The following is a 13,537-nucleotide window of genomic DNA, read 5'->3' as shown; positions in this document are numbered from 1 at the left end:
TGAACGAAGACAATCGCTACAATTTTCAGCACATGCAGATGCGCCGCATGGCCTCCGACCGTGCCCTCCGGCACATCCGGGAGAGAGCAACCCAAGGATGCTTTCGACCAATCCAGCAATATTCAGCATATGTTCTACATCTTTAGGTTGTGCATATGCCGGATTGTTCGTGTTGCGTTCTGAATCGCAACAAATGAGAGGGGAGCAGCATGTTTGTAAAAGGATGGCCAATGACGCGCAGGTGTGATGCCCCAGCAGCATCGGCATCTCAGCGGCTCTCACTGCATTTTGTTTGTGCAAAAAAGTTCGGATATGCTGCTTTTTCAATCGGGCCTCGGAGCCGATACGGCAAGGCCGCGTCAGGTCGTGACACGCAGTCTCCCGCCCCGCAATCTGAACGCATGGGGCAACACCGCTTCATCTCCTCTTCGGACCTGCCCTCCTCTTCCCTGCGGGTTCGGTAACACAGCTTGAAGGCCATCGGACCTGCCGCTCCCTCCAGCGGTCAGGTCCGGTGGTTTTCGGTTTGAATGCCCCACCTTTGGTGGCTAGCGAACTCAAAATATCCCTGTTTATATCCTTCGAAACGAGGGAGTTGAGCCATGGTGCGCTCGGAGCTGATCCGCAAACTTGGGGAAACCCACCGCAACCTTTCATTTTTACAGATCGAGGCGGCCGTGGCGGTGATCCTGAACGAGATCACTGACAGTCTTGCCCAGGGCAATAGGGTGGAGTTCCGGGGGTTCGGAAGCTTTGCCAGCAAGATCCGGGATGCCCGGATGGGGCGGAACCCCAGGAACGGCGACGCCGTCGCGGTCGACAGGAAACAGGTGGCGACGTTCAAGGCCTCGCAGCAGCTGGTGGCGCGGCTGAACCACGAGGACTGAGGAGCAACCTCTGGGGAGGGCGGCAATCTGGGCCATGCCGTCAGGTGCGCTCATGGCAAGGAGCCGACGGTCGGCGGTGAGAACACCCATTTACGGGGAAGAGTTGAGGCTCAGGGTTGGAGTGAGAGGGGCGTCAGAGGTGGCGCTCGACGTCTTGGCGCTGGTGCAGGATGCGGATCACGTCGAGCGTGTCTGCACCTTCCCGAACATAGACCATGTGCGATCCGGCCCGCGCCTTGTGTGTCCCGGGACGCAAATCCATCGGTCGGCTGGCCATCTCCCCTGTGGCCAAGGCCAGGCAGACCCCATGCAGCTCGTCGAGATAGCGATCAGCCTGATCCGTGTCCCAATGCCGGGCGGTGTAGTCCCAGATCCCAGCCAGATCGGCACGGGCGGCGGGGGTGAAGCGCAGGAGCTTGGTCACCCCGCGCGTCCGGCGCGCAGCTCGGCCTTGAAGGCAGCCAGGTCGAGGGGTTCGGGGTGGCCGGAGGCATCGCCTTCGTCGAGAGCCGCCTGGAGGGCCCGGACGCGGGTCTCATGCTCCTCCAGGAGCCGCAGCCCAGCGCGGACCACGTCGCTGGCCGAGCCGTAGCGGCCCGCCTCGACCTGGGCGCTGATGAAGCCAGTGAAATGCTCCCCAAGGGAGACGGAGGTGTTGCGGGGCATGGGCGCTCCTGGCTCTGATGGTTGTACCAATATATAATACATATCGGGCCGGGATGCCAAGATCTTGCAGCTAGCGGCGCATTAGCCTTTCCTCCAAGGCCACCAGTCGCAGGGTTGCAGGGATTGTGGATTCTCCGTTTGTACAGCTTACGCCGATCACAGGACGCAACTACAAATAACTACAAAAGAATTACAGCCGTCGTTTAGGGATGCATGCAAATGGTACAAAAAGGCGTTCCTGTCTCTTTTCGACTTCTGCCCGAAGTCAAGGCGGCGCTGGACGCAGCCGCTAAGTCGGACCATCGCTCTGTTTCCTCATTGCTAGATAAGCTAGTGACGGAATGGCTACGCGAGAACGGTCAACTATCCGGCCCTGGCGGTGGCAATGGGAGCTGACCAATGACTGACACCAAGCATCCCTTTCCACAGATCAATGTGAGGGCGCCACATGAAGCAAGGGACACCCTCTTGCGGATTGGATGGTTGCTACGGGGTAATCCATCATTCTCAGATCATCTCACGGCTTTTCTAGACGAATATAAGGGCAATGAGGCAGGCATGTCTTTGGAAGACCGCATAGCGTCTCTAGACGCGCGTGTTACCGAGCTAGAGGCCAGTCGGTGACTTGCCACCCCCTGACAAGAACTAGTCTGAAAAGCGGGCAGCGCCTTTACGGGGGTGGATTGCCATGTCCCTGATAAGCGTTTCCAAGGCCGCAAAGCTGTTCAATGTATCGCGCCCGACGCTGCAAAAGGCTCTCAGGGACGGCACCATTACCGGTGAAAAGGTGACGTCTGGAGGCTCGGAGAGCTGGCAAATCGACACGGCTGAACTAGCCAGGCTCTATGCGCTGCGCGACCCCTCTCCTGCCAACATGGCACGCCAAGACGAGGGCAGCGGACAGTCACTTGCCAAGGAAAATTCGGGCGATATCGAAGGCTTGTCAGGGGAAGTTATCAGGGCACTGGAAAGCCGTTTACAGACTGCACAGGCGGAACTAGACGCGCTGCGTGCTGGCAAAGCAAATGCTGAACAGGAACTCGCTGCATCCCAGGCTGTGGCCGAGGAACGGCGGCGCATTCTCGATGACATGATGAAGCTGCTACCCAAGCCCAAGGATCATCCAGTTCGCCGTGGCTTATGGTCGAGACTTTTCAGCAGCCGCTAGAGGCAATCTACTCTGGCGCGCTCTTCCCGCCTTCGATCACGTCCAGCTTATACCGCTCGACGGCTTTCGCGTGGTTGTTCACGTTGCCCCGGAAGGCCCCTTCGGGCGTTACCGTGATCGTTTTGGTCCGGCCTCGCTTAGCGCGCTGGATGGCCCCCACGTCCTCGAGGAGCTTCAACGCTGTCGCCATGTGAGGCGCTTGCGTGTGGGTAATCTCACAAAGCTCTGCGGCTGTTTTCGTGCACTCGTAAGACTGCCAGCCCAGGTGGCGGCAGATCACCCAAAGGATCGAGATGGCTTCTTTCGCCTGCGCCGGTGTCTTGGCGTGCTGGAAGAGCCTTTCTGTCACCGCGTCCATATACTGAAATGCTATCGACACGTTACCTCCGAAGAAATCGAACTCGATCTGTGCGGCGGAGCTCAACTCTTTCGCCGCCTTCGCCGCTTCACGCGCCTTGGCTGCCCGTTCTGGGCTACTTTCCTGCAAGGCTTGCTGGTCAAGCAACAGGGCCGCTTGGTCATAGGTACCACGCTTCCGCATGGCTCTGTCGTTAAGGCTGGCAGGTGGGTTCGGGTTGTGCCTCTGACGTGGCTGGACAGCACCGACTAGCACACCAATGTCCTGAACTGGCGATCCGTTCCGGCGCTGCGCTTCTTGTGTCGCCTTCGCAAGGTCAATGTCGTCGGAAGACACGCCCATGCGCCGCAGTTCGTAGATAGGAATTCTAGTCATGCCCTCACCCGACAGTTACCTGTGGGGTAACGGTAGTTACCTGTGGAGTAACTGTCAACTATGAGATGCGCTAGCGTAGACAGGCCGAAACCCGAAAAATGCACCAGCGTATCCATATATCATAAGAGTAAGATGGCGATGGAGCACGAAAGACCCTGAAGGCAGGAAAATCCGAAGGCTGACAGGTGCTATGAAGACCAGGGTGAAGCGTAGATTTTCTCCAACCTCAGGCGCCGGATCAGTAAGGACACGCACTAGATGGTCATTGTCCGAAGGGTGGGCCGTAGCCTGGTTGCTATGACGCAATGCACGGATATGCACAGGGGCAGAAGAAGGCGTGGCAGGGCATGCTTTCGCGCCTCAATGCAGACAAGTGCCAAGATGTGGCGCACTGAACGTCAGATCATTGAGACACGCGTGCGCGATGCCATGCAGGAGATAACCGCATGAAGCTGCCCGGTGCCGGCCTCAAAATTTTCATTCACTATCGTGGTTCCTCAACGCTAGCCCAGGAAGGACAGGACAAGCAGGACGACGACGACAAGACCAACGATATAGACGATACGGTTCATGGCATGTTCCTTTTAAACGGCGCTGTGACTGCTTTTCACGAAAGCAGCACAATGATGCATCACAGCGCAAACAGTGCAGCCAAGAAGCAAGTTCCGTCCGCGGCATTGTTATTTCAAGACAAAACAGTTCCAGTCATGCCCTAGAGCCGCATCGTGGCCACGTCGCAGGCGAGGGGGGCATGAACTTTCAAAGCACCGTTCGCTTAGACCCATGTGGATAGCAGACATCCACAGCAGCCCGAAATGTGCTTCGTTCGTCTTGTGACACTGGCAGAATTTGCTTGTGAAAAGTCGGTCTAGTTCACCCCTACGCCCTGACACACCTGCGGGGTTATTGCTCACCTCTCCCAACCACCATCGCGCTTACGCTCGTCCTGCTGACGTTCGGCTTTCTCGCGTGCTTCGCGCTCTTGTTCTGCTGCTCTATCGCGTTCCTGGACCCGTTCGCGGGCATGGCGTTCCGCAGCTTCGCGCTCCGTCTGAATGTCCTCGAAGCTTGGTCGGTCGTTCTCGTTGAGAATGTCATCGACGATGTCACGGACCCCCTCCGGAAGTTCGGCAGCAAGTTTGAGGTACTGGGCCTGAAACCGATCCAGGACCTTCTCCCGATCAGACCCGTCGTATCTGGCAATGTTGCAGGCGACTTCGAGCACATCGAGGTCTCGTCCAAGCCTGTGGGCCTTGGCCTCGCTGTTGGCCGCACGCAGCTTCGCTTCGGTCAGTTCCTGAGCGATGGCGTTTCGGTCCTCTGCCAGACGGCCTGCAACGGCCCTCACAGCCTCTGAGGCGACTTCTGAGAGCCTGTCCCGGTATTCGGCATCTGTTTCCCCGCCACGCCCCAGAAACCCGCCTCTGGCGCGCTCTGGGAGCCTCAGGGTCAAAGTCTCGTTCTCCGTAGCCCGTCCGTAGTAGCTCCTGATGGTCTCATGGCGCCTGCCGGACCGCTCGATGCCGCGATCCAGCTCGTATTTGACCCCGACCCGTTCGGCGAAATCGGTCTGCATGGCGGAGAGCTGAGGCTTGCCGCCAACCAGGGCACGGGCGTTCAGCTTGCCGCGTTCGTCCAGGGGGATCACCATGACCTGCAAGTGCGGGGTGATCTCATCGTTGTGGATCACGGCGGAGAGGATGTTCTTGGCCCCGTGCTTGTTCTGCAGCCAGGTCAGGGCATCGCGCAGGTAATCCTCGCTCCTGGTCTGGCCCATCTCGGCCATCTTCTCGGGGGAGGCTGTGACCACGTATTCGAGGGCGTGGACGGCGTTCTTGCGGATCTTCTCCGGTGCGCGGTCTTCCCAGAGCCTCATCAGCTCGTCTGCCGTCCTGGCGCCGGCCAGGTGGATGTTGCGGCCGCGGTCCTCGGGCCGGGCGTTCGGGGTGTCGCGTTCACGCAGGTTATGCTGGGCGGCGGCGGCCATCTTGCCCTTGCCGCTGATCTTGGCGACCCTGAGGATCGCGAAGCGCCGCGACCCCACAGGAGGCCGGGGCCACGAGCCACCGTTGCGCCGCTTGTCGGCCTCGAGCTTGCCCATCACCGCATCCACGGCATTTGCCATCGTCGCGCCCTCCATTTAAGAAAAATGTGCACTCACTAGACAATTTGTCCTGCGTCCAAATTATACCGTTCGCCCGTTCCGGGGGAAGGGCACATTTTCCAAATGGATCAGCCGTCGCGCCCAGGGGAAGAGAAGCCGCCTGCGGCGGCTCGATCCCCGGCCCTTGCCAGCCTTGCGGGGGCGCTGCGGGCCGGGGATCGGAGGGGCGTGGTGAGTGTAAAAAATTACGTTTGCATTTCCTGCCATGTTCCCATGTTCCCATGTTCCCATGTTCCCATGTTCCCATGTTCCCATCTTCCCATGTTCCCGTGTTCGACCCCTTTTGCCTGCAAAACTTGAGGCGCGTGCCAGTCGGGGTCGTGTCAGATCAACGACTTCGAATGCGGGATCAGTTCGCCGGAGCGGGCTCCGGGCTTTGCAGCGGGACCGTCGTGGTCTCGGTGCCTTCGATCGGGGCCGTCGTCTCGTCAGGATCGACAATTTCGACCGTCACGCTCTCTTCGGTGACGCCAGCCGGGGCGGCGTCTGCCTCGGTGTCAACGTCGGGGGCCGTCACGGGGGCCGCTTCGGGCTCGGGATCAACCGTGTCGACCACAACCGGGGAGGGCGTGGTGGCGGTGTCGTCCATCTGGGTCTGGGCGGCCGGATCGGTCGTCTCGACCTCGTCATCCGACGACATCATGCCCAGAAGGAAATAGGCCAGGATCGCCAGCACGATTAGGCCGATGACGATCGGCAGGACCTTGGACTTCTTCTCCGTCTCGGCGGGCCGGTCGGTGGCATAGGGGTCGGTCGTGCGGGGATGGTTCGGGTCGTTGATGGGGGTCTTGGCCATGAAAGTCTCCTGTCTGGCGGGGGGCCGCACCCGCGTCGCCGGAAGGGCGGAAGGATGTCGGCCGGGAAGGTCGGTCGTCAAGGCCCGGCTGCTGTCCAAGGACTGCAGCCGGGCCATCGAAGCAACGTGTCAGGCGCCGTAGCCGGGCGTCTTACTCGACTTCGTATTCCGGCATGGTCTCGATCGAGGCCGAGTCGGTGGCGATGAAGCCGCGGATCTCGTCACCATCGGTCGCCTGCTGGAAGGACACCTGGTCCATCGGCAGCGACACGTTGCGCTCGCCCATTCCCAAGAACCCGCCGACACCGACGATGACCATCTCGATCTGGCCGTCATCCGTCAGCACCAGGTCGTTGACCTGACCGATGTTCTCGTCATCGGCGGAATAGATGGCCACGCCCTCGACGGTTTCCGCCGTCAGCATCTGCATGTCGGCGGCCTGATAGCCGTCGCGCATCTCGGTTTCCATCATCGGCGCGCCGGTCACGTCGACCTGCGGTTCGGCCTGCGTCACGTCGACATTGGCTTCGCCGCCTTCGACGACCTCGACTTCGGCTTCGGCTTCCTCGACCGAGACATCGGCCTCTCCGCCTTCCTGGACATTCACGTTCGGCTCGGCGGTGCGCAGGTTGACCTGGGCTTCTTCAGCCGCGTCTACGTCGACCTGAGCTTCGGACTCCTGGACTCGGACCTCGGCTTCGGCATCACTGACAACGATATTGGGCTCGGGCGCCTGGTAGCGGACGACGGGCGCGGGGGTGTCGACCATCACGCTCGGCTCGCCTTGGGTGACTTGGACAGTGGGATCGGCCATCCGGACGCCGACGCGGGGTTCGGGGATGTCCACGGTGACGGTCGGCGGAGCCTGGGTCACGGTGATGGTCGGCGCGCATTGCTCGACCACGACCTGCGGCGGCGCCTGCTGAACGGTCACGGTCGGCTCGGGTTGATCAACGGTGACTTCGGGAGGCGACTGGCTGACATCGACATCGGGTGCGGGGACGGTGACCTCGACCTGCGGATCGGCCTGATCGACGATGACCTCGCCGCCCAGGGGCGTAGTGGCGGCCTCTTGTGCAACGCTGGCGGTGGCCAACAATGCAGTGGTGGCGACGGTTCCCATAAGCTTCATGAACATGAAGTATCTCCTGAATTTAGATGTAATGCTATTGCTAGCGTTTGATGTCTATCAAACATGAGAAATGATTTTATGTTCCAATATTAATTAATCTTATTAAATTAAAATTATTCAGGGCTACTAAGGAACAAAATGGAGCTTAAAAATATAAAGCGGGTTGTTTTGAATTATGGTTTGGTGCCGAACTTGTAGCGCTTGGGGGCCTTGCCCTTGGAAATGCAATCAACTTGGGGTTCGCATATCCTGCAACTGCAACACCCCTCTCAGAACAACTCCTCGCCAAGGCACGGCCTTACTAGGATTTGACTGGGTCAGTCTTCGCCGCCATTCTGACAGCCCCGCATCGCAAAAAGAGCTGCCAGATGGATTTGAAGGACATCGATGATCCTACTCCCCCGGAGGAGTATGCCCGGCGCGCTGAGGAGCGTCGCAAGCAGGGTGAGGAACGTGTGCTAAAAAATCTTGCACAGGACGCAAAACTGCATAGCCAACAGATGCGTGCAGTAATCGAGAAAGACGCTCAACTTGCCCGGATCGAACTGAAGATAGACGAGGTCCTGGAACTGCTACGCCGCGAGCGCTGACCTCGCCGTTAATTTAGCCAGCTTATTGCTGCACTACGTGCGGCTCTATAATGGTTAGCTCCCGCGATCAGTGTTGAAAGGGCGAATGCCCATAGACGCCCTCAAGGACTGGCAGAAACAAAGGCCGGACCTGTTCTGGAGAGGCTTTATAATCATGTGGGATGTGACAGCTAGCACGTAAGCCTTTTACGCTGTGGCTATTTATTCGTTCTTCCACGCTGGTTTGGGTCAATGCCGCCGTGTGGAGTAGTATCGTTCTTCACATCTCCTTCGAACGTATTTTCACCCTCGATTGGCGGCTCGTCTGTCATGGCAAATCGACCCTTGGACCTTCCTATGCCTGGATCGACATTAAGGTTATCACGAAGATCAACATCAATTTCTTCATCTGACTTAGGATGCTTATTGCCACTCATGGGATGGTCTCCTTTTTTCAGTCTATAAACAACCAAAACAAATTGCCATGGTTCCAAATTAGACGGTCAGTCATAGGCGCTTGGAGGCCATCAGAGGCCGCAAGCAGGCCTTCTACAGCTTCGACGGGGGCTGTGACCGTCTTTGGAGAGTGGCGTCTCTGGGCGTCCTGCTGCTGCCCTCGTTCAAGAGCGCGGCGATAAGGTCAGCAGATGCTTTCGCAAGGAACGCCGTCACTGTCGCGGTCTAGGCGGCTGCCCCAAGAACAGTTGTCCAGATACCAGCGCGCTTCCTGGCAGCTTCCGATCTGAGAGCATGTCCGCCGAGGACTGCAGGAGTATGACCCTTGAACAAGTCTCTGCAGCCTCTCCGGGATTTCGTCGGAGCCTTCTGATGTGCGCGCTCCTTTGCGCCAATCCCAGGGCATATCAAATTTGGTGCGCCACACACCCTTTCGCGCTTCGCGTGCCTGATCTTCGTCGGCAATGTAGTCAAAGGAATACTGACGGTAGGCAACTGCCAAGCCTTCACCGACCATCCATTTGTTGAGGTCTTCGCGGTTGCGAAAGCACCTTGCAATAATGCGTCCATAACGATCCATGTCGAGATGCTCACACAGGATGGGGGTCCGACCGATCTTTTCGGCAAGAAACAATGCCGCCACCTGTCCGCATCGCGAGGCCGACCCATCGCTTTCACTGCAGGTTTGTCTGCTTTCCGGAGCATCGATACCGTGCAGGCGAATGCGTGACCCGTGGATTTCAAGTGTGTCGCCATCAATGACAGTCGCCACGCCCTGGGTGACATTGCCGGTATGTTCAGCTGCTGCAGTCGGCAGATGAGTGACCAGGAGCAAAGCCGCGGCAAGAGCCAAAAGTCTCATGAAACACCTCAAGGTTGTAATTGTTTGGGTGTACATGCATTTCAAGAATAAATAAGTCGTTGTTTACAGTAGTGGCGCAAAAAATTGTTCTTGTGACCAGCACGGGTCGGGGTTTGAGCAGGACGGTCAAAGAGGGCGCTGGATGTTCTGGTCCTCCCAAGCTGCGATCCGGGCACCAAGGGAGATGAGATAGCGCGCCACAGGGCTGTGGAGGTCCCCGGAAGGAACGGATGCATCCATGACCTCATGAATTGACTTGGCCGTTTCGTACTCGGCCACTGAGATGATGTCAGCAGCCTCACCAACAGCATGGAAGTGATCGAGGACGTTATCGACCTGATCCTCCGGCATGCCCGCCGCCAGAAACATCTCCTGGAAGTTGCGATGTACCATGGGAACTCCGAATATCTGAAAAGGTGGCTATTCATGCCTTCAATCAAGAAACTGACCCGCAGTATTGAGGCCCAGCACTGTCAGGGAATGCAGCGCAGGGCCATCAAGCAAACGACGCCAGAGGTCCACAGCTGAAATCAGCTGCACTGAGCGCATGATTAAAGGGAAAAGCACTAAAATTTTTATTTTTGTGATAAAATATTTTATTCAAGATTTAATATCTTCAAGCTCTTTTGATAACTTTGAAAAAAGCTCTTCAATGTCCTCATGGGACATCTCATCTGAATCAAACGAGCCATTTCTCAAATATTGATTTAGAGAATTTGTGTTGATTTGCGAAGCGCTAATGCTCTGCATATCCCAACTGGAAAAGAGCCGCGATTCAATCGGGCTGGCTAGTAAAACTTTGATATTTTGATGCCGATCATCCTGCATAATTCGCATGAAGCATTTCGCAACGACTGTCCTACCTCCTTCAATGAGTTGAATAAAATCTTCATCGCTTGAAATGAGAAGTCCGGTGATTCCATCTTGCTTATTGTTGGCTTGGGATTTTATCAAAATGTCCTCAAGGCCTTCGCGCTCTATTCCTCCATGGTTTGAAGCATAAATAAGCCTGGTGAGTTGCATTTTTTCCTCCTTCTGAAGCCTACAAGATTTGCGGGAATATTAAAATAAGAACGTCGCAAGAGTTTTTATATTAAAACTCTTTGTGAGCAATGATGCCGCTTAAGTTGAAAGTCCTCATCGCTGAAATCTCCAATTTTTTGCCGGAGAACGCTAGACCATTGATCCACAAGAAGACTACATCAAATTTACGATCTCATGACTAAGTATGACATGCAACCTAAAGTATTTTTCATACCAAAATTTATAAACTGACTATTGCTCGTTGGAGGTAGCAAGATTAATATTATATATTAATAATTCTCTAAATATATAAATTTTCGTTGGCGGTTTATCATGTCCGGTGATCGGTGAAAATTCCATAAAGGCGAGCAATCGGCGTTCGGTTCCCGCTAAGACAGAGTTTGTAGTGAGCGAACTGGCGGGCGTAAGTTCACGCCTTTAATTGGATCTGAAGTGTCAGATCGACCCGGACAAGGATCGCCCGCGCCTCCGCCACGCGATGGCGCGCCTCGGCCAGATTTGGCTGCGCTTCTGCAAGCCGGCGGGCCGCCTCTGCAGCCCACGCTTGACGGGCACAAACCTCCCTTGGTCAACACGAACTAGGCAGGAATTTTTCCGCTCCGCCGAGATTATGTATGGTAATATTGGTCAGAAGAATGGAGGTAGCTTGTGCAAATACTTGTTGTGGAAGATGAATACCATATTGCAAGACAACTATCACTGGAAATTTCGAGTCTTGGAGATAACGTAGTTGGCCCATTTGCCGACGTGGGTGACGCTTTACATCATGTTTCCGATGCTGATGCAGCCATTCTCGACGTTCTATTAGGAAGTGAAACGTCATTCCCAGTGGCGAAAGCACTGAAGACACAAGAGCTACCATTTTTATTTCTTACTGCTTATAATCCAGAAATTATTCCTTCGTATTATCAAAATTATTCAATTTATAATAAGCCAAGCATAACCCGAAGATTGCTCGTGGATCTCCATAGTCAGCGCCTTTATTCGGATTCTCCGGGGAATATACAAAAAATTCTTCTTCATATGTTGCCTTATAGTCGCCTGAAACTAGGTAATGACGACGCTGCGGAACGCTTGGTGGAGATTGTAATGCTTGATGCCATGAAAGAAATCGAGGATGATGCGCCAGTTCAAAACTTGCGCTCTCTGCTTCTTACTAATTTGGAGCGCAAAATAGCTGCGTGCATTTCCGATTTTAAATTATGAAATTGAACTGCTTTTTTTAATAAATAAACCCCGGGCGCGAGGGGGACGACCGCAACCATCATGCCCATATCCTGCTGACCACCCGGGAGATCGGTCCCGAGGGGTTCCCCACCAAGAACCGGAATGGAACATTAGGTTTTATGCACCGGTCCCGGCGGTTGAACGGCCCTGGACCTCGGCATAGGCGCGCAGTGGCCCCGCCATCACCTCCAGACCGCCCCCGCGGGCCGCGCAGAGCGCCGCCAGCTGGCGCAGGCGGTCCGGGGTCATCCGATCCGCCAGATCCAGGAACGGTTCGACGTCCTGGACACAGGCAGGGGCAAAAGCGCCGGGGGCGTGGTGCATCGTCGGTCTCCATTTGGACAAGTTGTCGGGGGTCAAGAGATGCCGATATCATGATACTGAGCGCCCGCGCGTCCGGTCGAAAAAAATATTAGGATCCCCCATGGCTGATGCAAAAGAGGTGCAGGTTCTGGTTCGCATGCCGGCCGCGATGGTCGAGCGCCTGGACGCCTGCCGACGCCAGGCTGCGGATCTGCCGTCCCGGCCCGAAGTCATCCGCAGGCTGATCGAGCAGGCCCTGCCAGACACAGCCTAGAACGGCCACCAGCGGCGGCGCTTACTCGTCTCATCATTGATCAGGGTTGGGCCGAGAAGGCCGACTGAGGAGTTAGGACCAGGATGCACTCTACGGCTGATCTGCCTGTAGAGCATCTGGGATCAGACGGTGAGTGCCCGGCTGACATCGCCGAAAACCCCGTCAGGGCGCGGCCCCTTGCCATTTGGGGGGCGCGGCGCAGGCTGTCACGGCGCGATCCGGGGGCAGTCACCGCACGCGCAGGTGTGCAGCCCGCGTCAGGGCGAGGGGGCCTCGGTATCGCGATGATGCCGGGGCCTTTGCATGTGTAAAGCTTACGTTCGCACTTCTTGCCAACGCTACACCTTAGACCAGCCAACGCTACACCTTAGACCAGTGCCGATGATGGGAGATATGGAATGTTAATGTCGCCGGTTTTTCGCGGGAACTTTAGTCCGGGCACTCGCGTATATGGGATGTTCATATGGTCTTTAGTTACCTGGTACTGACAACCCCGGCGCGAGAGATCGCTCCGGGGTTTTCCGTGTCATAACGCCAGTTACGAAGAGGAGGGCAGGCTCAGGGTTGAGCCGGGGCGTCAGGTCGCCTGGTCTTCCCAAGCTGCAATCCGGGTGCCGAGGGAAATCATATAACGCGCCGCAGGGCTGTGGAGATCGGCAGGGTTCAGACTGCCATCCATCACCGCATAGATGGCCACGGCCATCTCAAAACAACTCGTAGAGGTGATTTGGGGCGCCTCGCGGAAGGTGAGGAAATAACTCATCACGGTGTTGAGCTGATCCTCTGTTAAGCCAACTGATCGGAACATAGCCCGGTACTCATCGGTGTTCATAAGCCACTCTATCACCTGCAAAGGCAGGAGAATGTAGGGAGTTGATCATGCTTGCAAGGAAAGCCGGAGATTGAGACAAACTAGATCAGTGCAACGGCCACCACCCCCGGCACCCTGTCTTCCCAATCGGCCATCCGGGCGCCCAGGGAAATGAGATAGCGCGCCACAGGGCTGTGGGCGTCATCAGGGGCCACACAGTTCTCCAGCACGTCATAATTCCTGATGGCGGTTGCATAGTCGTTCAGGGACATGATTTCAGACGCACCGCCGAAGGCGTAAAAACCCTCAAGCACGGTGTCGATCTGATCCGCCGACATTCCCGCAACCAGGAGCATTTTATGAAAATCACGGTTTTTCAATTTTGCCACCCCTGAGGTCTCGTTCTCCGGGTCTATGCTCTTTGACACGTGGCGCAAGCTTAGGT

Annotated in this window: 19 protein-coding genes; 6 read left to right on the top strand and 13 right to left on the bottom strand. The window is 56.4% G+C overall.

Annotation, left to right across the window (positions count from 1 at the left end):
- Positions 1 to 602: 602 nt before the first annotated feature.
- Positions 603 to 887 carry an HU family DNA-binding protein gene (locus E4191_RS15940; RefSeq protein ID WP_139615498.1) on the top strand — a complete coding sequence of 95 codons (285 nt, stop codon included), beginning with the start codon at positions 603 to 605 and terminating at the stop codon, positions 885 to 887.
- A 133-nt stretch (positions 888 to 1,020) separates the two neighbouring features.
- On the opposite strand, the gene E4191_RS15935 is transcribed toward E4191_RS15940, so the two are convergent.
- Complete coding sequence (locus tag E4191_RS15935) at positions 1,021 to 1,311, bottom strand: type II toxin-antitoxin system RelE/ParE family toxin (RefSeq protein WP_139615497.1); 291 nt, start codon at positions 1,309 to 1,311, stop codon at positions 1,021 to 1,023.
- Positions 1,308 to 1,553 (bottom strand): type II toxin-antitoxin system ParD family antitoxin, encoded by a 246-nt coding sequence (locus tag E4191_RS15930; RefSeq protein ID WP_139615496.1) that lies wholly within the window; start codon positions 1,551 to 1,553, stop codon positions 1,308 to 1,310. Before E4191_RS15930 ends, E4191_RS15935 begins: the two co-directional genes overlap by 4 nt.
- Before the next feature lie 688 nt (positions 1,554 to 2,241).
- Here E4191_RS15930 and E4191_RS15925 point away from each other — a divergent pair.
- A complete protein-coding gene (locus E4191_RS15925) occupies positions 2,242 to 2,721 on the top strand; it encodes a helix-turn-helix domain-containing protein (protein ID WP_139615495.1) in 480 nt (159 codons plus the stop codon).
- A gap of 7 nt (positions 2,722 to 2,728) precedes the next feature.
- Here the strand turns inward: E4191_RS15925 and E4191_RS15920 are convergent, their stop codons facing one another.
- Positions 2,729 to 3,454 carry a helix-turn-helix domain-containing protein gene (locus tag E4191_RS15920; protein WP_139615494.1) on the bottom strand — a complete coding sequence of 242 codons (726 nt, stop codon included), beginning with the start codon at positions 3,452 to 3,454 and terminating at the stop codon, positions 2,729 to 2,731.
- Between the two features lie 446 nt (positions 3,455 to 3,900).
- Between E4191_RS15920 and E4191_RS15915 the strand changes: the two genes are divergently transcribed.
- Positions 3,901 to 4,170: a hypothetical protein gene (locus tag E4191_RS15915; protein ID WP_139615493.1), complete on the top strand. Its 270-nt coding sequence runs from the start codon at positions 3,901 to 3,903 to the stop codon at positions 4,168 to 4,170.
- Positions 4,171 to 4,364: 194 nt separating this feature from the next.
- On the opposite strand, the gene mobV is transcribed toward E4191_RS15915, so the two are convergent.
- The 3 genes from mobV to E4191_RS15900 form a co-directional block, all read right to left on the bottom strand.
- Positions 4,365 to 5,579 (bottom strand): MobV family relaxase, encoded by a 1,215-nt coding sequence (gene mobV, locus E4191_RS15910; protein WP_176562754.1) that lies wholly within the window; start codon positions 5,577 to 5,579, stop codon positions 4,365 to 4,367.
- A gap of 388 nt (positions 5,580 to 5,967) precedes the next feature.
- The gene (locus E4191_RS15905) at positions 5,968 to 6,414 is read right to left on the bottom strand and encodes a hypothetical protein (RefSeq protein WP_139615491.1); all 447 of its coding nucleotides are present in this window, start codon (positions 6,412 to 6,414) and stop codon (positions 5,968 to 5,970) included.
- Between the two features lie 151 nt (positions 6,415 to 6,565).
- Positions 6,566 to 7,552 (bottom strand): PRC-barrel domain-containing protein, encoded by a 987-nt coding sequence (locus E4191_RS15900; RefSeq protein WP_139615490.1) that lies wholly within the window; start codon positions 7,550 to 7,552, stop codon positions 6,566 to 6,568.
- Positions 7,553 to 7,914: 362 nt separating this feature from the next.
- On the opposite strand from E4191_RS15900, the gene E4191_RS15895 reads away from it, so the two are divergent.
- Positions 7,915 to 8,136: a hypothetical protein gene (locus tag E4191_RS15895; RefSeq protein WP_139615489.1), complete on the top strand. Its 222-nt coding sequence runs from the start codon at positions 7,915 to 7,917 to the stop codon at positions 8,134 to 8,136.
- Between the two features lie 197 nt (positions 8,137 to 8,333).
- Here the strand turns inward: E4191_RS15895 and E4191_RS15890 are convergent, their stop codons facing one another.
- The 4 genes from E4191_RS15890 to E4191_RS15875 form a co-directional block, all read right to left on the bottom strand.
- Positions 8,334 to 8,552: a hypothetical protein gene (locus tag E4191_RS15890; RefSeq protein WP_139615488.1), complete on the bottom strand. Its 219-nt coding sequence runs from the start codon at positions 8,550 to 8,552 to the stop codon at positions 8,334 to 8,336.
- A gap of 203 nt (positions 8,553 to 8,755) precedes the next feature.
- Positions 8,756 to 9,433: a thermonuclease family protein gene (locus E4191_RS15885; protein ID WP_139615487.1), complete on the bottom strand. Its 678-nt coding sequence runs from the start codon at positions 9,431 to 9,433 to the stop codon at positions 8,756 to 8,758.
- A 126-nt stretch (positions 9,434 to 9,559) separates the two neighbouring features.
- A complete protein-coding gene (locus E4191_RS15880) occupies positions 9,560 to 9,826 on the bottom strand; it encodes a hypothetical protein (protein WP_139615486.1) in 267 nt (88 codons plus the stop codon).
- A 207-nt stretch (positions 9,827 to 10,033) separates the two neighbouring features.
- The gene (locus E4191_RS15875) at positions 10,034 to 10,456 is read right to left on the bottom strand and encodes a BLUF domain-containing protein (protein ID WP_139615485.1); all 423 of its coding nucleotides are present in this window, start codon (positions 10,454 to 10,456) and stop codon (positions 10,034 to 10,036) included.
- A 669-nt stretch (positions 10,457 to 11,125) separates the two neighbouring features.
- Between E4191_RS15875 and E4191_RS15870 the strand changes: the two genes are divergently transcribed.
- Positions 11,126 to 11,683 (top strand): response regulator, encoded by a 558-nt coding sequence (locus E4191_RS15870; RefSeq protein ID WP_139615484.1) that lies wholly within the window; start codon positions 11,126 to 11,128, stop codon positions 11,681 to 11,683.
- Positions 11,684 to 11,821: 138 nt separating this feature from the next.
- Here E4191_RS15870 and E4191_RS15865 read toward each other — a convergent pair whose 3' ends face one another.
- Positions 11,822 to 12,028: a hypothetical protein gene (locus tag E4191_RS15865; protein WP_139615483.1), complete on the bottom strand. Its 207-nt coding sequence runs from the start codon at positions 12,026 to 12,028 to the stop codon at positions 11,822 to 11,824.
- A gap of 100 nt (positions 12,029 to 12,128) precedes the next feature.
- Here E4191_RS15865 and E4191_RS15860 point away from each other — a divergent pair, with 100 nt between their 5' ends.
- Entirely contained in the window at positions 12,129 to 12,281 is a 153-nt protein-coding gene (locus E4191_RS15860) for a ribbon-helix-helix protein, CopG family (protein ID WP_228461767.1), read from the top strand.
- Between the two features lie 577 nt (positions 12,282 to 12,858).
- Here E4191_RS15860 and E4191_RS15855 read toward each other — a convergent pair.
- Positions 12,859 to 13,113 (bottom strand): hypothetical protein, encoded by a 255-nt coding sequence (locus E4191_RS15855; protein WP_139615482.1) that lies wholly within the window; start codon positions 13,111 to 13,113, stop codon positions 12,859 to 12,861.
- An 80-nt stretch (positions 13,114 to 13,193) separates the two neighbouring features.
- Complete coding sequence (locus E4191_RS15850) at positions 13,194 to 13,481, bottom strand: hypothetical protein (RefSeq protein ID WP_139615481.1); 288 nt, start codon at positions 13,479 to 13,481, stop codon at positions 13,194 to 13,196.
- Positions 13,482 to 13,537: the final 56 nt, after the last annotated feature.

Origin of the sequence: Paracoccus liaowanqingii, from assembly GCF_004683865.2 — a bacterium.
In the GTDB taxonomy this organism is placed as follows: domain Bacteria; phylum Pseudomonadota; class Alphaproteobacteria; order Rhodobacterales; family Rhodobacteraceae; genus Paracoccus; species Paracoccus liaowanqingii.
The sequence above is the reverse complement of the archived record's forward strand: the minus strand, read 5'-3'. Positions and strand labels throughout refer to the sequence as shown.